Source organism: Bradyrhizobium sp. 31Argb (assembly GCF_043638955.1).
Classification (GTDB): Bacteria; Pseudomonadota; Alphaproteobacteria; order Rhizobiales; family Xanthobacteraceae; genus Bradyrhizobium.
In genome coordinates this window covers 1-17,491 of the sequence record NZ_JBEGDB010000165.1, presented here as the reverse complement: position 1 = coordinate 17,491, position 17,491 = coordinate 1, and the positions used below count along the sequence as shown (strand labels likewise).

The window sequence follows — 17,491 nt, the reverse complement described above, 5'->3', positions numbered from 1 at the left end:
CGCGCGAAACTACTTCGCCGTCGTCGCCATTGCCGCCACTCTGCTCTGGATAAGGTAACTGTCCACACGGCCTAGCGTGGATTCCAGCGCCTGAACGCAACTGAGCTAACCGCTACCGCCTTGAAATTAGGCGGGCCCTTTCCGCCTTGCGGAATGATCCGCGCACCTCGGTGCCGACCCCGTGATGCTGCCCTAAAGACCCGGGTGCCCTTGACGGCGCGACCCCGGCGGGCGATCTATGGAACATGTTCTTGCAGTTCTTCACATCACTGCGCGAGGCCCAGGTCCCTGTGACCTTGCGCGAATATCTCACGCTGATGGAGGCGCTCGACGCCGACCTGGCGGAGCACAGTGTCGAGAATTTCTACTATTTGTCGCGCTCGGCGCTGGTGAAGGACGAGCGCAACCTCGACAAGTTCGACCGCGTCTTCGGCACCGTGTTCAAGGGGCTCGAGAGCCTGCTCGATGCCATGGACAAGGCCGAAATCCCTGAGGAGTGGCTGAAGAAGCTCGCGGAGAAATACCTCACCGAGGAAGAGAAGAAGCAGATCGAAGCCATGGGCTGGGACAAGCTCATGGAGACGTTGCGTAAGCGCCTGGAGGAACAGAAGGGCCGGCACCAGGGTGGCAACAAGTGGATCGGCACCGCCGGCACCTCACCCTTCGGCGCCCACGGCTACAATCCCGAAGGCATCCGCATCGGGCAGGAGAAGAACCGCAACAACCGCGCCGTGAAGGTGTGGGACAAGCGCGAGTTCAAGGATCTCGACGGCAATGTCGAGCTCGGCATCCGCAACATCAAGGTCGCGCTGCGGCGCCTTCGCAAGTTCGCCCGCACCGGCGCCCCCGACGAGCTCGATCTGGACACCACGATCAAGGAAACCGCCAATCACGGTTATCTCGACGTGCACATGCGTCCCGAGCGGCGCAACGCGGTCAAGGTCCTGGTGTTCTTCGATATCGGCGGCTCGATGGATTCGCATATCGAGCAGGTCGAGGAATTGTTCTCGGCCGCGAAGAGCGAATTCAAGCACATGGAATATTTCTACTTCCACAACTGCCTCTATGAGGGCGTCTGGAAGCAGAACAAGCGGCGCTTCACCGACCGCACGCCGACCTGGGACGTGCTGCACAAATACCCGCACGACTACAAGGTGGTGTTCGTCGGCGATGCCTCGATGTCGCCCTACGAGATCATGGTCCCCGGCGGCTCGGTCGAGCATGTCAACGAGGAGGCTGGCTCGGTCTGGCTCGATCGCATCATCCGCACCTATCCGCACGCGGTGTGGCTCAACCCGGTGGCGCAGAAGCACTGGGACTATTCGGAATCCACCACCATCATCCGCCGCATCTTCTCCGAACGCATGTACCCGATCACGATCGAAGGTCTGGAGAATGCGATGAAGGAACTGGTACGCTAAGTTCAACCGTCGTCATTCCGGGGCGCGCGGCAGCGCGAGCCCGGAATCTATTCCTCCGCCGGCGCAAGTGGCCGAATGGATTCCGGGTTCGTCCTTCGGACGCCCCCGGAATGACAGGAAACAACCAAGGGAGAGCCCCATGCCCCAGACCATTCACCGCGGCATCAAGCAGATGATGGACGAAGCCAATGCCGAGATCGAGACCGTCAGCGCGGCCGACGCCATCAAGCTCCTCCCGAACGGTGACGTCGTGATCGTCGACATCCGCGATCCCCGCGAGATCGAGCGCGATGGCAAGATCCCCGGCGCCTTCTCGTGCACCCGCGGCATGCTCGAGTTCTGGATCGATCCGGCGAGCCCCTACGCCAAGCCGATCTTCCAAGAGGACAAGAAGTTCATCTTCCATTGCGCCGGCGGCATGCGTTCGGCCTTGGCCGCGAAGACCGCGCAGGACATGGGGCTGAAGCCGGTCGCCCATATGGGCGGCGGTTTCGCCGCCTGGCGCGACGCCGGCGGCCCGATCGAGAAGTGGGAGCCGAAGAAGAAATAAGCTCGTCACACGCGGGCTTGACCCGCGTGTCTATCCCGACAAAAGGGCCATCCTCTCGAAGAGGATGGATTGCCGGGCCAAGCCCGGCAATGACGATTTGCGAAGTGCCGGAGATCCATCCATGACCACCACTGAAGACCCGCTCGTCTCCACCGACTGGCTTGCCGCCCATCTCGGCGATCCCAAGGTCAAGGTGATCGACGCCTCCTACAAGATGCCGGGCGTGTTGCCGTTGCCGGCAGACGATTTCATCGCCGCCCACATTCCCGGTGCGGTGTTCTTCGACGTCAATGCGATCGCCGACAAGAACGACCCGCGCCCGCACATGTATCCGACCGCCGAGCAGTTCGCGCAGAACGTCTCCGCGCTCGGCATCTCCTCCGACGACACCGTGGTCGCCTATGATGCCGGCGGCTGGGTCGCAGCGCCGCGGGCGTGGTGGATGTTCCTTTCGTTCGGCCATCCGAACGTGAAGGTGCTCGACGGCGGTTTGCAGAAGTGGAAGGCCGAGGGACATCCGACAGAATCCGGTCCCGTGACAGCGAAGCCTGGAAAATTCCAGGCCAAGTTCGATCCGAGCTTCGTCCGCAGCAAGGAGCAATTGCTCGGCAATATCGAGACCAAGAAGGAACAGGTGATCGATGCACGGCCGCGTCCGCGGTTCGAGGGCACCGTGGTCGAGCCCTGGCCCGGCCGTCGCTCCGGCCACATCCCAGGCAGCCGCAACGTTCCTTATGCCGATCTGTTCGACCCGAAGACCGGGGCGATGAAGCCGCTCGATGAATTGCGCAAGGCATTTGCGTCCGCCGGCGTCGACACGGCAAAGCCGATCGTCACCAGTTGCGGCTCCGGCGTCTCGGCGCTGGTGTTGACGCTCGCGCTCTATCGCCTCGGCGTGCGCGGTAGTGCGCTCTACGACGGTTCCTGGGCCGAATGGGGATTGCCGGGCGGGCCGCCGATCGCGACGGGACCCGCCTGATTCCAGACGATCAGCGCGTCGGGCGCACGAGCATCGGCTGGCCGAACGGATCGAGCACCTGCTGTGGCGGGGCCTGCCGCATCAGGCGTTGCTGCTGCGCCGCCACGCGCCGACGCTCCCTGGCACGCTCCGCCCGCGCACGCTTCTTGGCGGCGCTTTGATCCGGCTTCGCGTCCGCGCTCTTTGCGGACGTCGTTTCCTCGACGGTAACCGCGGGGCCGCCCAGCGTGGCAATCTTGGCCGCCGCCGGACTCTCTTCCGCTGCGGCAGGCGCCTCGGGTGCGGAGGGGGTGGCGTCGTTCGCGGGCGGGACCTCTGCGACCGCCGCAGGCTTGGTCTCTTCGGCGGGAGCAGGAGTTTCCGTCTGGGCTGCCGTCGTCGGTGCCTGTGGTTCCGGAGCATCTGCCACAGGCGGCGGCGTCTCGGTCGAAGCAGGCTCATCGGGCTTCACGGCGGCCACCTCCTCGGGCTCGGCCGGCGCGGGAGCATCGGCGGTTGGTACGGCCGGAGCAGGGGACGTCTCGGCGCTGTCCGGCGCCTTTTCTGTTGTCTCTGCGGACGCGTCGACGCGCAGCATGGCGAGCGTCGGCGGCTTCTCTTGAACTTGTGTTTGGGCTTGCGCGAAGACGGGCTCCGGTGGGCTGCGTCGCGACGGGATGCTCGCGACTTCCTCATGGGCAGCCCGCAGAAGCGCCGCGGCGCCAAGTCCGAAGATCAGGACCGACGTCGACAGCACGATCGCCGCGAACAGGAAACGAAGACCGGGAAGCATGGGTGCGGTTCCGTCTTTGCCGAAGTGTTCTTTTGAGCCAGAGGAAACGCGGTGACCACAGGGGAAGGCCGCTCGCAGGCAGCGAATCAAGCCGATTCGAGGATATCGCAACCAATGTCGGGGAATGACGCCCGTAGTCCAACGGAATAACTTTTCCCGACGGTGAGGCATCTTTGCCGCAGCGATCACTGCCCAATCACAAAATGACCGATTCGGGCCGGATTTCGCGGAATTGTCTTGAATGCGCCGCTATCTTCCTTCAAGTGCCGTTAACGGTCCGGTGTGGCTTGGGGACTATACAAGAGCGATGATGATCAACCGCATTCTGACGATTTGTGCTGCCGCAGCGCTCGGCGCGGCAGGAACTTCGGTTGCGCAGGCGCAGCAGGGCTACCCCGCAGGGCCAGGTCCGGTCTATTCCGCTCCTCAGGGCTCCTATTCGCCGCCGCCCCCTGGCTACGTGCGCGACGACCGCCGCCCGTCGGATTTTGATGTCTTTGAAGAGGACGACGAGGCGCCGAACGGCCAGAGTTCGGCGTCGCTGTCGCCGCCCGGACCGGTGCTTTCGCCCAACGATCCCCGCTATGGCCGCCCGATGGGCGCGCCGCCGCCGGCCTATTCGGATCGTAACATGCCGACCGGCCCGGTCATGTCGCCCGATGATCCGCGCTACGGCCGTCCGGCAGGCCCGCCGCCGGTGATCTACGCCGATCGTCCCCAGGGGCCGGCGCAGAATTATAATTATCCCGATGATCGCGCCATGCGCCCGCCGGAGTCCGTGGGCGCCGCGGGTGGTGCGCCCGCCGTCACCGGCGCCGTGCCGCAGCAGCCCCAGGTCGGCAGCGACGGCAGGCCGATGACGGTCGCGGCGCTGCCGCCGGAAGAGCAGCCGGAAGCCGCTCCCGTGCAACTGCCGCCGAACCTGCGTCGCCAGGAAGTCTCGTTCGCGACCAAGGAGCCGGCCGGCACCATCGTGGTCGATACGTCGAACACCTACCTCTACTACATCCTGGGCGGCGGCCGCGCAGTCCGCTACGGCGTTCGCGTCGGCCGCGACGGCTTCACCTGGACCGGCGTGCAGAAGATCAGCCGCAAGGCGGAGTGGCCGGACTGGTATCCGCCGACCGAGATGATCGAGCGTCAGCCCTATCTGCCGCGCTTCATGGCCGGCGGCCCCGGCAATCCGCTCGGCGCGCGCGCGATGTATCTCGGCTCGACCGTGTACCGTATCCACGGCACCAACCAGCCGTCGACGATCGGCAAGTTCGTCTCGTCGGGCTGCATCGGCATGCTGAATGAGGACGTCTCCGACCTCTTCGATCGCGTGAAGGTCGGCACCCGCGTGGTGGTGATGCCGGGCGGTCCGCCGCCTGGAACCGCTACCGCCTCCGCTGCGCCGCCGCCCGGCGGGCCCGTTGCGGCGGCCCCAGCGCCGACCCAGGCGCAAGCCGCCGCGCCGCTGCCGGGCACGCAGCCGACGGCAGTGCCGCCGCTGCCGGCCCCGGTCACGATCCGCTAGCGCGATTGCAGTTCAACATCAAAAGGCGCGCGAACAGCGCGCCTTTTTTGTTTGGTGCGACCGTGATCGGCAGGCTTTGCACTTCTGTCAAATTCCCGCGCTTGAATTCGTGTTCGGCTGGACTACGTGCCAGAGGGCTGCAACCGACGTGGGGATAATGCCATGCGCATCCTTGTTGCAGGCGCCACCGGCGCTATCGGCCGACAACTCGTTCCCGCCCTGATCCGGGCCGGCCATTCGGTGATCGGCACCACGCGAACATCAGCCAAAGCCGAGGCGATCGGGCAGATGGGCGTCGAGCCTGTCATCGTCGATGGGCTCGATGCACAGGCCGTCCGCGCGGCGGTCATTGCGAAGCAGCCCGAGGTGATCGTCCATCAGATGACCGACCTCGCTAATGTCACCGATCTCCGCCATTTCGATCGTGCCTTCGCGGTCACTAACCGGCTGCGCACCCTCGGCACCGATTGCCTGCTGGCCGCCGCGCGCGAAGCCGGTGTCAGGCGTTTCGTCGCCCAGAGCTTCTGCGGCTGGACTTATGGCCGAAGCGGCGCACCGGTCAAAACCGAGGCCGATCCGCTCGATCCCGATCCGCCGCAGGAATTGCGCCGCACGCTGGAGGCGATCCAGCATCTGGAGCGGGCAGTTACCGGCTCTGAGCAGCCGGAAGGAATCGTGCTCCGATACGGATCGTTCTACGGCCCCGATACCGGCATACTGTCGCGGGCGATGATCGATCAATTGCGGCGCCGGCGCGTGCCGATGATCGGCGATGGCGGCGGCTGGTGGTCGTTCATCCATGTCGCCGACGCGGCATCCGCCACCGTTGCCGCGATCGAGCGCGGCAGAGCCGGCAACATCTACAACATCGTCGACGACGAGCCCGCGGAAGTCAGCGAATGGCTGCCGGCGCTTGCGGCGATCGTGGGCGCCAAGCCGCCGTTCCATGTGCCGGTCTGGCTCGGCCGCCTGCTCGCCGGCGAACATATGGTGGCGATGATGACCGAGGTGCGGGCGGGCTCGAATGTCAAAGCCAGGCGCGAGCTCGGCTGGCAGCCATCGCATCCATCCTGGCGCACCGGCTGTGCCGAAATCGTCGGGCACTCCGGCGGCCACAGCGCCGCCGCTTGAGCAGATGATGCGCCGCTCAGACCTCCGCCTCGCCCGTGCTTTCGCGGGTTGCATTCTCGAGCCAACCGGCGGCGCGCAACAAGTCGCCATCGCGCCCGTGGGCGCCTATGAGCTGGACGCCGATTGGAAGCCCCTGACGGCCTCTGAGCAGCGGCAGCGAGACGGTAGGGAGGCCGCAGAGGCTCCATGGCATCGACATCACGCCGGAGCCCGGCCCATCTTCCAGCCGGGTCGCCTCGCCCGGCGCCGACAGGGTGATCAACGCATCCTGTTCGATGAACAGAAGCGAGGCCAGTTCAAGGAGACGATCGGCCTGCGCATCGAGCGTGAGGTAGCGTGCCGCGCTGATGGTGCGGCCGGCTTCGATTCCCTGCTGCAGCGGCGCGCAATAGCGGCGGATGGTCTCAGTCGGCTCCGAGCCGAAACGATAAGCGAGATGCGCGTTGAGCAGCCCGAAGGTGACATCAAGCGCCTGATCGAATTCAAGTGGGAGTTCGACTTCGACGATCGCGGTCGGCAGTGACTGGATGAATGTCTCGAACGCCTGGCCCGCGTCGTCATCGATCAGCTTCCAGCCCGGCCCCTTCACCAGGGCAAGACGGGGCGCTGTTGCCGCAGGCTGGACAGCAGCCAACGCGGGATCGAACGCGCCGGCGAAAAGGCATGCATCCGGGATCGAGCGGGCCAACAGTCCGACATGCGCCATCCGCGGCACCAGCACATTCGATCCCGCCATCGACGTGAATCCCAACGAGGGCTTGAACGCGAATGCCCCGCAAAACGACGCGGGCAGGGTGGTCGAAGCGGTATGCTGCGTGCCGAGCGCCAGCGGCACCATGTGGTCGACGACTGCGGCCGCAGAGCCCGCCGACGACACGCCCGGCGAGCGCGACAGGTCCTTGGGATTGCGGGTCGGGCTCGGATGGTACATCCCGAATTCGGATGTCGCGGTCTTGCCGACAATGATCGCGCCGGCGCGGCGCAGCGCCGCCACGGCATCCGCATCGGCGTTTGGCCGCCGGCCGCGAAGCGTCTCGCTGCCATATTCGGACGGCATGTCGGCGGTGTCGAATACGTCTTTCACCCCGATCGGCAGGCCGTGCAGCGCGCCGAGCGGCCCACCTGATGCGCGGTGCTCGTCCGCACGCCGCGCCTGCTCGCGCGCCCGTTCCGCATCGAGGAAAGCCCACGCCTTGACCTCGGGCTCACGCGCGGCGATCCGGTCGAGGCAGGCATTCATCAAATCGAGCGCGCCTATGTCGCCCCGCTTGAGCCTGTCGGCCAGCCTGCTGGCCGACAGGTGGTTTGGAGGCATTGAGTCGGTCATCATCGAACCGAGGCCGTGATGCTGCAGCCGGATTCGGCCGCCGGGCGGAACGCGGTCGCGGCGGGAACGGTGGCGATCCGCTCGTAATAGTCCCAGGGCTGCCGGCTCGCCGCCGGCGATTTCACGCGATAGACGCCGAGATCATAGGCGAGGCGGCCGTTCTGCTGCACGACTGCCTGCCGCCCGAACCGATCGACCGGAAGCTGGCGCATCTCGGCATTGACGATCGCGGCATCGTCGCTCTTGGCGCTTCTCGCGGCCTTCAGGAAATGCAGCACGCCGGAATAGACGCCGGCCTGTTCGCGCGTCGGCATTCGGCCGTGTTCCTTCAGGAAACGCAGCGCGAAGTCGCGCGTGCCGTCGCTGTCATCCCAATAGAACCCCGTGGTGATGATAAGCCCCTGCGCCGCTTCGAGGCCGAGGCTGTGGACGTCGGTGACGAAAGCGTGGAGCGCTGCGATCTTCTGCGTGCGTATGATGTCGAACTGGCCGGCCTGCTTGATCGCATTGACGGTGTCGGCACCGGCGCTCGCGAGGGCCACGACCTGCGCGTTCGAGCTCTGGGCGCGCAGCAACAGCGAGGCGAAATCGGCGGTGTTGAGCGGATGGCGCGCGCTGCCGAGCACTTTGCCGCCGCGCTCCTGCACCACGGCACTGGCGTCTTTCTCCAGGTCGTGGCCGAACGCATAGTCGGCAGTGAGGAAGAACCAGGACTTCTGCCCCTGTTCGGTCAGCGCCGCAGCCGTGCCGCGCGCCAGCGCGTAAGTATCGTCGGTCCAATGGGTCACGTAGGGCGAGCAACGTCCGCCGGTGATCTCGACGCTGGCGGCACCCGATACCAGGAGCGACCGCTTCTTCTCGGTCGCGATCGTCATCAGCGCGAACACCGCGCCCGAATGCGGCAGGTCGACAATGGCGTCGACGCCTTGCCGGTCGAACCATTCGCGTGCGATGGCTGAGGCGACGTCCGGCTTGTTCTGATGATCTGCGGTGATGATCTCGATCGGGACCCCGTCGATCGAGCCGCCAAAATCGGCAACCGCCATTCGCGCGGCCTTGATCGAGCCCGGCCCGCCGACATCGGAGACCACGCCGCTTTGATCGCCCATAACCCCGATGACGATCTTATTGTCTGAGAATTGAGAGAAGGCTGGCGACGTGAGTATCGAGCTAAGTGCAATTGAAATCAGGAGTTTTCGGTACATTTCGCTGCTCCGCGTGAGGTGCGGCGGAGCCTAACAATCTGCTGCTACACATATGTGACAATATTGGTACATATGTGACTTGGCTAAGCGACGAAGATTCGATGGGGAACAGCGTGACCAGACAGGCGACGGAAATCGAAACGTTCGGGCCGGAAGTGGAGAACGGGGACGCGTTGGTCGCCCGCATCTGCTGGCACTACTACAAGGAGGGGCAGACCCAGGACGTCATCGCACAGCACCTGAAAATCACGCGGAAGCGGGTCAACCAGATCCTGGGAGAGGCGCGGGAGCGCGGCGTCGTCCAGATTTCTATTGCCAGTCCCTTCGGTCCTTGCAGCGAACTTGAGGCCCGCCTCGCTGCACGCTTCAAGCTGCGCAACGCCATCGTCGTGCCTGCGCCCATTGGCGACACCGATGTCCGCAACCTCGTCGGGGCCGCCGCCGGCCACTACATCTCCGAGCACCTGCCGCCCGCCGGGACTCTCGGCATCACCTGGGGCGGCACCATCAACATGGCCGCGCAAAATCTGCGGCGCCGTTCCGGCGACGGCTGCCGTGTCGTTCTGTTGTGCGGCGGGCTTGCCGAAAGCACGGCGATCAATCCTTACGACAACGCCGCGATGATGGCGCGTGCGTTGGGTGCGACGTGCTACTACGTGACCGCGCCGATGTTCGCGGCAACGGCACAGCTTCGCGATGCGCTGCTTTCCAGCGAGCCGGTGCGCTCGGTTCTCGCAATGGTCGCGGAGCTGGATATCGCCCTGTTCAGCGCCATCGATCTGTCCGAACAATCGAAAGCGCTGGAATATGGCGTGATTTCGCGCGAGACGTGGCAATCGCTGCGCGACGCCGGCGCCGTCGGCGATATCTGCGGCCACTATCTCGACAAGGACGGCAACGCGGTGACGCATCCCCTGACCCGGCGCGTGATCCATCCGCCGATGCGCGATCTGAAGGCGGTACGCGAGCGCATCCTTGCCGCCGGCGGTCTTCAGAAGCTCCCGATCATCAGCGCAGCAATCCGCGCGGGGCTGGCCGATATCCTGATCACGGACGAACGGGTCGCGACCGCCCTGTGCGAAGATCGGTGACTACGCCAGTCGCCGCGGCGGTTCGCTGCCCTTGGTCCAGGCATCGATGCACTCGACCATCTGGCCGTAGTGGATCCCGAGGCTCTCCTGGGTCGCGTAGCCGAGGTGCGGGGTGAGCACGAGGTTGTCGAGCCTGCGGAAGGGATGGTCGGCCGGCAGCGGCTCCACCGAGAACACGTCGATGCCGGCGCCCGCGATCTTCTTTTGCGTAAGGACTTCCAGCAGTGCGTTCTCGTCGACGATCGGCCCGCGCGCAGTGTTGACGAGATAGGCCGTCGGCTTCATCCGCGCGAGATCGGCGGCACCCACCAGGCCGCGCGAGCGCTCGCTCAGCACCACATGGATGGTGACGATGTCGGCGGTCGCAAACAATTCCTCCTTGCTGGCATAGCCGACGCCGGCCTCCTTGCATTTCTCGGCCGTCAGGTTGGGGCTCCAGGCGATGACATTCATGCCGAACGCCTGCGCGAGCTTCGCCACCCGGGTGCCGAGCTTGCCGAGCCCGACCACGCCAAGCGTGCGGCCCTCGATCTCGACTCCGGCAAATGTCTGCCAGGGCTCACCTGCATGCATCCGCGCGTTTTCCCGGCCGATGCCGCGGGTGAGTTCCAGGATCAGGCCGAGCGTCAGCGCTGCGGTCGGGTCGCGGCTGTATTGCGTGCCGCACAGCACCACCTTGCGCTCCTTGGCGGCGTCCACATCGATCGCGGCATTGCGCATGCCTGAGGTCAGCAGGAGTTTCAGCTCGGGCAGCGCCGCGAACAGCGTGCGCGGGAATGCGGTGCGTTCGCGCATCGCGCAGATGATCTCGAAATCGGCAAGCGCGCTCGCGGCCGCCGCCTCGCTCGCAAACGGCTCCCTGAATACGGTGATGTCGACGCGGTCCGTGATCTCTGACCAGTCCGCGATCGAAAGTGACAGGTTGAAATAGTCGTCGAGGATTGCACAGCGCAGCCGCGTCATCGATGAACCCGTTCGTGGCGAAAGGACGGCGAAAATACCGTCAGGGGAGATCGTCATGGTTGCGCGCAATCGTCGGGTCGCGCAAGCGGAGTTCGGGAAACGCCGGCTTCAAATATCCGACAGGCTCAGAGCATGATCCGGAAAAGTGGATACCGGTTTTCCGAAAAGATCATGCTCAAACAAAGAGATGAGATCATGATCCGATTGCTTCTAATCGGATCATGATCGCAACCGGCTTCTGTGCTTGGCGCGCCAGGCCGGCCCGGGTCCGCGCATATAGTGCAGTTCCGGCCGGTAGGGGTTGAATGCCCTGGTGAAGAACTGGCGCCAGAAGACGCGGAGTTCGGCGATGATCTTCGCAAAGCCAGTGCGGCTGGCCCCCGGGGCGGGCAGGGACGTGCTTGTTGCCATGACACAGCCCTCCTGTTGGTCATGCGCGGCTTAGCCTGCGCAAAATGCCGTTTTCGACGCTGAAAACGAGATTTCGCCCGATTTATTAAAAGATGGTTTCAATTGTCGTCATCCTCCGTACACATGGTTTCAATCCCGTATTCATCGGGGTGAACGGATGGAAAACGCGCGGCGTGCGGTTGCGCTTTGAGGGCCCGGCGGCTACATCGGCGGCAGCAAAATTTCCACAAATCCTGCCGATTCCAGGGGACTCAATGGCCCGCCAGTTCGTCTATTTCATGCAAGGTCTGACCAAGAGCTTCCCGACCCGCAAGGTGCTCGATAACGTCCACCTGAGCTTCTACCCGGACGCCAAGATCGGCGTGCTCGGCGTCAACGGCGCCGGTAAATCGACGCTGCTCAAGATCATGGCAGGCATCGACAAGGACTATACCGGCGAAGCCTGGGTCGCCGAGGGCGCCCGCGTCGGCTATCTCGAGCAGGAACCGCACCTCGATCCCAAGCTGACCGTCCGTGAGAACGTGATGCTGGGCGTCGCCAAGCAGAAGGCGATCCTCGATCGCTATAACGAGCTGGCGGTGAACTACTCGGATGAGACCGCCGATGAGATGACCAAGCTGCAGGACGAGATCGAGGCCCAGGGCCTCTGGGATCTCGACAGCAAGGTCGACCAGGCGATGGACGCGTTGCGCTGTCCGCCCGACGACGCCGACGTCACAAAGCTCTCCGGCGGCGAGCGCCGCCGCGTCGCGCTGTGCCGGCTCTTGCTCGACCAGCCCGAGCTGCTGCTGCTGGACGAACCGACCAACCATCTCGACGCCGAATCTGTGTCCTGGCTCGAAGGCCATCTGCGGCAGTATCCCGGCGCGATCCTGATCGTCACCCACGACCGCTACTTCCTCGACAATGTCACGGGCTGGATTCTCGAGCTCGATCGCGGCCGCGGCATTCCCTATGAGGGCAACTATTCCTCCTGGCTGGTGCAGAAGCAGAAGCGGCTCGAGCAGGAGGGCCGCGAGGACGCGGCGCATCAGAAGACGCTGGCGCGCGAGCAGGAGTGGATCGCATCCTCGCCCAAGGCTCGCCAGGCCAAGTCCAAGGCGCGTTACCAGCGCTACGAGGATCTGCTCAAGAAGGCGAGCGAGAAGCAGACTCAGGCCGCGCAGATCATCATCCCCGTCGCCGAGCGGCTCGGCCAGAACGTCGTCGATTTCGAAGGCCTGACCAAGTCGTTCGGCGATCGCATGCTGATCGACAATCTCACCTTCAAGCTGCCGCCCGGCGGCATCGTCGGCGTGATCGGTCCGAATGGCGCCGGCAAGACCACACTATTCCGCATGATCACCGGGCAGGAAAAGCCCGACCAGGGTACGATCACGACCGGCGAGTCCGTCCATCTCGGCTATGTCGACCAGTCGCGCGACGCGCTCGACGGCAGCAAGACCGTGTGGGAGGAGATTTCCGGCAACAACGAGCTGATCCTGCTCGGCAAGCGCGAAGTGAATTCGCGCGGTTATTGCTCGGCCTTCAATTTCAAGGGCGCCGACCAGCAGAAGAAGGTTGGCGCGCTCTCAGGCGGCGAACGCAACCGCGTGCATCTTGCCAAGATGCTGAAGTCGGGCGCCAACGTGCTGCTGCTCGACGAGCCCACCAACGACCTCGACGTCGACACGCTGCGCGCGCTCGAAGAGGCGCTGGAGGATTTCGCCGGCTGCGCCGTGATCATCAGCCACGACCGCTGGTTCCTCGACCGCATCGCCACTCACATCCTCGCCTTCGAAGGCGATAGCCATGTCGAATGGTTCGAAGGCAACTTCCAGGATTACGAAAAGGACAAGATGCGGCGTCTCGGCCAGGATTCGATCATCCCGCATCGGGTGAAATACAAGAAGCTGACGAGGTGACGGCAGTCTAGCGACAATTTGCTGCGGCCAGTTGTCGCTTCCCACCACGACGAGATTGCGTAGATATAGCATTCCGCAATCCCAAATCCTGCCACGAGCAAATTCATAATGTCTGCCACCTCCGACGCACCCGTGCCGCCGAAGAACATACCGCTGCGCCCGGTCCCTATGCTGATCTTCGGATCGCGCTGGTTGCAATTGCCGCTTTATGTCGGGCTGATTATCGCTCAGGGCGTCTATGTCGTGCTGTTCATCAAGGAACTGTGGCACCTGTTCGCCCATGCCTTTGATTTCAGCGAGCAGCAGATCATGCTGGCGGTGCTCGGCCTGATCGACGTCGTCATGATCTCGAATCTTTTGGTGATGGTGATCGTCGGCGGCTACGAGACCTTCGTCTCGCGCCTCAACCTGCGGGGACATCCAGACGAGCCGGAATGGCTGAGCCACGTCAACGCCAGCGTGCTCAAGATCAAGCTGGCGATGGCGATCATCGGCATCTCCTCGATCCACCTGCTGCGGACCTTCATCGAGGCCGGCGCACTGACGTCGGGCAAGACCAACTACACTGAGACCGGCGTGATGTGGCAGACGATCATCCACACCGTCTTCATCCTCTCCGCGATCGGCATTGCCCTCGTCGACAAGCTCTCGAATGCGTCGATCGAAGGAGCCAAGCAGTCGGCCGGACATTGAGGGTGCGGCGGCTGTCGTGTCGTGCTAGCATCGCGTGATTAATGTCTGCCTCAAGAACAGGATAGCACTTGGATTGGACCGCTGTGTGAACAGGCCGCCCGTCTTGTCATTCCTCCGTGCGCTTGCCTTCGGCCTCCTGTTCTCGACGTCGCCCTTGGTGCCGTCAGCCCACGCCGCCGATGCCGCCTTCACCCAATTCATCGCCTCACTGTGGCCGGAGGCGCAGGCCGCCGGTGTGTCGCGCGCGACGTTTGATCGTGAGACGCGTGGGCTCGAGCCTGACTACAAGCTGCCTGATCTGATCCTGCCGGGCCGCCCGGCGACCGGCGCCCCGTCCCAGGCTGAATTCGTCCAGGTGCCGGCGGATTACGTCAAGGAAGCATCGATCGCGCGGCTTGCCGTCGAGGGGCAGCGGCTGATGCAGAAGCACCGCGCTGATCTCAACGAGATCGAAAATCGCTTCGGCGTGCCGGCAACCGTGGTGCTCGCGATCTGGGGCCGCGAGACCGATTACGGCCGCTACAAGCTACCCTACGACACGCTGCGCGTGGTGGCGACACAGGCCTATGTCGGCCGCCGCAAGGACCAGTACCGCACCGAGTTCATCCTCGCGCTGAAGATCCTCGGCGAGGGCGCGGTGACGCGCCAGGAAATGCGCTCGTCCTGGGCCGGCGCCACCGGGTTTACGCAGTTTCTGCCATCCGAATACTACAAGCATGGCGTCGATCTCGACGCCGACGGCCGCATCGATATCTGGCACTCGGTGCCGGATGCGCTCGCCTCCGCCGCCCAGCAGCTCGTCAACAAGGGTTGGCAGAAGGGCGTGCGCTGGGCCTACGAGGTGAAGGCGCCGGCCAATGTCGATTGCACCATGGGCGTACCCGAGGTGACGAGGCCGGTCGGCGAATGGCTGGGCGCAGGCTTTGTGCCGGTGCGCGGACAGAAGCTCAGCGCGACGGAACAGGCGCAGCCGGCCTCGCTGTTGCAGCCCGAGGGCATCTATGGCCCCGCATTCCTGACCACGAAGAACTACTTCGTCATCAAGGAATACAATTTTTCCGATCTCTACGTGCTGTTTGTCGGCCATCTCGCCGACCGCATGACGAGCCCGGCGCCGTTCGCGACGCCCTGGTCGGCGACGACGCAATTGCGCACCGCCGATGTCGAGGCGATGCAGCGCCATCTCACGCGGATCGGTCTCTACAAGGACAAACTCGACGGCAAGGCCGGGATGCAGACCCGCGCCGCGCTCGGCGCCTACCAGAAATCGGCAGGCCTGAAGGTCGACTGCTGGCCGAGCGAAGCGGTGCTGCGTTCGATGGCCGCCGCGAGGTAGCCGTCGGCGATAAGGGCAAAGAAAAACCCGGCCTGGATGTCGGCCGGGTTTTGATTCAGTGGCTCGATGAGCCGGGTCAGCTTAGTCGCAAACCTGAACGCGACGGAAACGCCAGCCGTAGCCGTCCCAGAAGCGCTCGCGAATCATGCGGCACGGAGCTTCTTCAACGTAGACCGGCGCCGGTGCGACATAGACCGGAGCCGGACGGCTCGCAGCAATCGCGCCACCGAGCAGGGCGCTGCCAATCAGGCCGCCGGCCACGCCGGCTGCGATCTGGCCGTCTCCGGCCTTGGCAGCCGGCGCGACAGCCAGCGAACCGGCAATCGTTGCGACCGCGACGAAGGCAGCTAATGTCTTCTTCATGTCTTGGGCTCTCCTGGATGGCGCCTTCAGCCGACGCCGGGTTTAACGCTTAACGATGACTCGCACGCTGGTTTCGAAATCCCGTGTCGCAAAAAGAGCGCACAACAGTCAATCGAAAGTAAACGTCAGCGCGCTAATGGCCTGAAAAAAACGGTTTTTTCTGGCCATAAGCAGTTCAGCTTCCGGAAAAGCGGGGGTTTTCCGGCATCCTGTGCGAGATTTAATGAAGGTGAATGCGCGTTAATAGCAGACGCGCACGTTGCGCACCCGCCAGCCATAGCCATCCCAGAAGCGCTGGCGCTGCCAGGCGCAGGGCGGCCCGTACTCGTAGGGGTCGGCGACGTAGTAGCCGGGGCCAGGACCGTAGGAATACCCGGGACCGTAGGAGTAACCGGGACCGTAGTACCCGTTCTGCGAAGCGATCGCCCCGCCGATCAGGGCCCCACCGATCAGTCCGGCCGCGACGCCCGCGGCAACGCCGCGCTGCGCATGCGCCGGAGGAGGTGCCGCCGCGAGCGCGCCTGCCAATGCAATGGCGGCAAATCCGAGCAATGTCTTCCTCATGGACTCACCTTTCTTCAAAGTCATCCCTTTTGGGGCACTGGTCCTGACCAGAGTTCCACATTTCCCCTTGACGATCAATCAACGCCGCGGCGGATCGCCCGAGAAGTGATGGCCGGCGCGCCGCGCGATGACGCGGATCACACTTAGAGCCATTCCAATTTACCTCCATCATCAGTTTGGAATTGCTTCAAATTCCGGTTTTTCCCTTTGCGTCGCTTGCTCGCCTTCAATATTTCTTATGTCAGCATCACCGACCGGACCCGCCTCTTCGATGATCGTTTGTTCCTGTAATGTCCTCAGCGACCACGACGTCCGCAGTGCCGTGGGCGTCGGCGGGTCCTTGCCGCGAAATGCCAAGCAGCTCTATGGCTGCCTTGGCTGCAGTGCAGAATGCGGCCGCTGTGCCCGCACCATCAAGACGATCATTGACGAGGCGCTCGGACCGTGCGCCAAGGCCTGCTGCAGCGGCTGCCCGCACAGCCACGAGACAGTCGACGAAGCCGCCAACACTGAGTTCGCGCTCGCGGCCTGCTGATCCGCCGGATTTCCCCAGATCTCTTCGCAGGTGCCCTCCCAGAGGAGGGTTGCTCTTGTCCATAATCTGATTTAGAAGCGTTCTAAAGTTGGAATCGGGCCCGCTTTGGGCCTTTAAGCATTTGGAGTGGACTATGCAGGGCGACCCTAAGGTCATCGAATATCTCAACAAGGGCCTGCGCAGCGAACTCACGGCGATCAACCAGTACTGGCTGCACTATCGCATCCTGAATAACTGGGGCCTCCTGGAGATGGCGAAGGTCTGGCGCAAGGAATCGATCGAGGAGATGCACCACGCCGACCGCTTCACCGACCGCATTTTGTTCCTCGACGGCTTCCCCAACATGCAGGTGCTCGATCCCTTGCGGATCGGCCAGAACGTCCAGGAGATCATCGAGTGCGATCTCGCCGCCGAGATCGGCGCCCGCGCGCTCTACCAGGAAGCCGCCACCTACTGCCACGGCGTGAAGGACTATGTGAGCCGCGATCTGTTCGAGGACCTGATGAAGGACGAGGAGCACCACATCGATTTCCTCGAGACCCAGCTCGACCTGATCCGGCGCATCGGCCTTGAGCTCTACACCCAGAAGCACGTCGGCCACCTCGAGAACGAGCACTGAGGCGGGGCAAGGATTTCCACCCTCCCTGAAAGGGTAGGGCTATCGCATATGGGCGAGGGCGCGGAGAAGGAAGTCGTTGTTCCATCTGGCCTGGAGCATTTTGTGGCT

The 17,491-nt window shown here is 63.9% G+C and carries 18 protein-coding genes; 11 read left to right on the top strand and 7 right to left on the bottom strand.

Going from position 1 to position 17,491, the window contains the following annotated elements:
* Window positions 1-245: 245 nt before the first annotated feature.
* From AAFX91_RS26760 to sseA, 3 genes are all read left to right on the top strand, one after another.
* On the top strand, window positions 246-1,421 hold the full coding sequence (locus tag AAFX91_RS26760; protein WP_394568644.1) for a VWA domain-containing protein: 1,176 nt from the start codon (window positions 246-248) through the stop codon (window positions 1,419-1,421).
* A gap of 139 nt (window positions 1,422-1,560) precedes the next feature.
* Window positions 1,561-1,971 (top strand): rhodanese-like domain-containing protein, encoded by a 411-nt coding sequence (locus tag AAFX91_RS26755; protein WP_130580355.1) that lies wholly within the window; start codon window positions 1,561-1,563, stop codon window positions 1,969-1,971.
* Window positions 1,972-2,092: 121 nt separating this feature from the next.
* Window positions 2,093-2,950, top strand: a complete 858-nt coding sequence (gene sseA, locus AAFX91_RS26750) for a 3-mercaptopyruvate sulfurtransferase (protein ID WP_394568643.1) — start codon at window positions 2,093-2,095, stop codon at window positions 2,948-2,950.
* 10 nt (window positions 2,951-2,960) lie between these two features.
* Here sseA and AAFX91_RS26745 read toward each other — a convergent pair whose 3' ends face one another.
* Complete coding sequence (locus AAFX91_RS26745) at window positions 2,961-3,722, bottom strand: hypothetical protein (RefSeq protein WP_394568642.1); 762 nt, start codon at window positions 3,720-3,722, stop codon at window positions 2,961-2,963.
* Between the two features lie 307 nt (window positions 3,723-4,029).
* Between AAFX91_RS26745 and AAFX91_RS26740 the strand changes: the two genes are divergently transcribed.
* Entirely contained in the window at window positions 4,030-5,241 is a 1,212-nt protein-coding gene (locus tag AAFX91_RS26740) for a L,D-transpeptidase family protein (RefSeq protein ID WP_394568646.1), read from the top strand.
* 162 nt (window positions 5,242-5,403) lie between these two features.
* Window positions 5,404-6,372, top strand: coding sequence for an NAD(P)-dependent oxidoreductase (locus tag AAFX91_RS26735; protein ID WP_130584338.1), 969 nt, complete (start codon window positions 5,404-5,406; stop codon window positions 6,370-6,372).
* Between the two features lie 16 nt (window positions 6,373-6,388).
* On the opposite strand, the gene AAFX91_RS26730 is transcribed toward AAFX91_RS26735, so the two are convergent.
* Window positions 6,389-7,687 (bottom strand): amidase, encoded by a 1,299-nt coding sequence (locus tag AAFX91_RS26730; protein WP_394568641.1) that lies wholly within the window; start codon window positions 7,685-7,687, stop codon window positions 6,389-6,391.
* An 11-nt stretch (window positions 7,688-7,698) separates the two neighbouring features.
* Entirely contained in the window at window positions 7,699-8,904 is a 1,206-nt protein-coding gene (locus tag AAFX91_RS26725; RefSeq protein WP_394568640.1) for an ABC transporter substrate-binding protein, read from the bottom strand.
* Between the two features lie 113 nt (window positions 8,905-9,017).
* Here AAFX91_RS26725 and AAFX91_RS26720 point away from each other — a divergent pair, with 113 nt between their 5' ends.
* Window positions 9,018-9,995, top strand: coding sequence for a sugar-binding transcriptional regulator (locus tag AAFX91_RS26720; RefSeq protein WP_394568639.1), 978 nt, complete (start codon window positions 9,018-9,020; stop codon window positions 9,993-9,995).
* On the opposite strand, the gene AAFX91_RS26715 is transcribed toward AAFX91_RS26720, so the two are convergent.
* The gene (locus AAFX91_RS26715; RefSeq protein ID WP_394568645.1) at window positions 9,996-10,958 is read right to left on the bottom strand and encodes a D-2-hydroxyacid dehydrogenase family protein; all 963 of its coding nucleotides are present in this window, start codon (window positions 10,956-10,958) and stop codon (window positions 9,996-9,998) included.
* Between the two features lie 219 nt (window positions 10,959-11,177).
* The gene (locus tag AAFX91_RS26710; protein WP_394568638.1) at window positions 11,178-11,369 is read right to left on the bottom strand and encodes a hypothetical protein; all 192 of its coding nucleotides are present in this window, start codon (window positions 11,367-11,369) and stop codon (window positions 11,178-11,180) included.
* A gap of 254 nt (window positions 11,370-11,623) precedes the next feature.
* On the opposite strand from AAFX91_RS26710, the gene ettA reads away from it, so the two are divergent.
* The 3 genes from ettA (at window position 11,624) to AAFX91_RS26695 (ending at window position 15,302) form a co-directional block, all read left to right on the top strand.
* Window positions 11,624-13,273, top strand: a complete 1,650-nt coding sequence (gene ettA, locus AAFX91_RS26705; RefSeq protein ID WP_394568637.1) for an energy-dependent translational throttle protein EttA — start codon at window positions 11,624-11,626, stop codon at window positions 13,271-13,273.
* A gap of 108 nt (window positions 13,274-13,381) precedes the next feature.
* On the top strand, window positions 13,382-13,966 hold the full coding sequence (locus AAFX91_RS26700) for a TIGR00645 family protein (protein ID WP_130582514.1): 585 nt from the start codon (window positions 13,382-13,384) through the stop codon (window positions 13,964-13,966).
* Between the two features lie 103 nt (window positions 13,967-14,069).
* On the top strand, window positions 14,070-15,302 hold the full coding sequence (locus AAFX91_RS26695; protein WP_394568636.1) for a lytic murein transglycosylase: 1,233 nt from the start codon (window positions 14,070-14,072) through the stop codon (window positions 15,300-15,302).
* An 81-nt stretch (window positions 15,303-15,383) separates the two neighbouring features.
* Here the strand turns inward: AAFX91_RS26695 and AAFX91_RS26690 are convergent, their stop codons facing one another.
* The gene (locus AAFX91_RS26690; protein ID WP_394568635.1) at window positions 15,384-15,665 is read right to left on the bottom strand and encodes a hypothetical protein; all 282 of its coding nucleotides are present in this window, start codon (window positions 15,663-15,665) and stop codon (window positions 15,384-15,386) included.
* 240 nt (window positions 15,666-15,905) lie between these two features.
* Complete coding sequence (locus AAFX91_RS26685; RefSeq protein ID WP_394568634.1) at window positions 15,906-16,229, bottom strand: hypothetical protein; 324 nt, start codon at window positions 16,227-16,229, stop codon at window positions 15,906-15,908.
* A 271-nt stretch (window positions 16,230-16,500) separates the two neighbouring features.
* On the opposite strand from AAFX91_RS26685, the gene AAFX91_RS26680 reads away from it, so the two are divergent.
* Both AAFX91_RS26680 and bfr read left to right on the top strand, forming a co-directional pair.
* The gene (locus tag AAFX91_RS26680) at window positions 16,501-16,764 is read left to right on the top strand and encodes a bacterioferritin-associated ferredoxin (RefSeq protein ID WP_394568633.1); all 264 of its coding nucleotides are present in this window, start codon (window positions 16,501-16,503) and stop codon (window positions 16,762-16,764) included.
* A 133-nt stretch (window positions 16,765-16,897) separates the two neighbouring features.
* Window positions 16,898-17,383, top strand: coding sequence for a bacterioferritin (gene bfr / locus AAFX91_RS26675; protein ID WP_394568632.1), 486 nt, complete (start codon window positions 16,898-16,900; stop codon window positions 17,381-17,383).
* The last annotated feature ends 108 nt before the right edge of the window (window positions 17,384-17,491 follow it).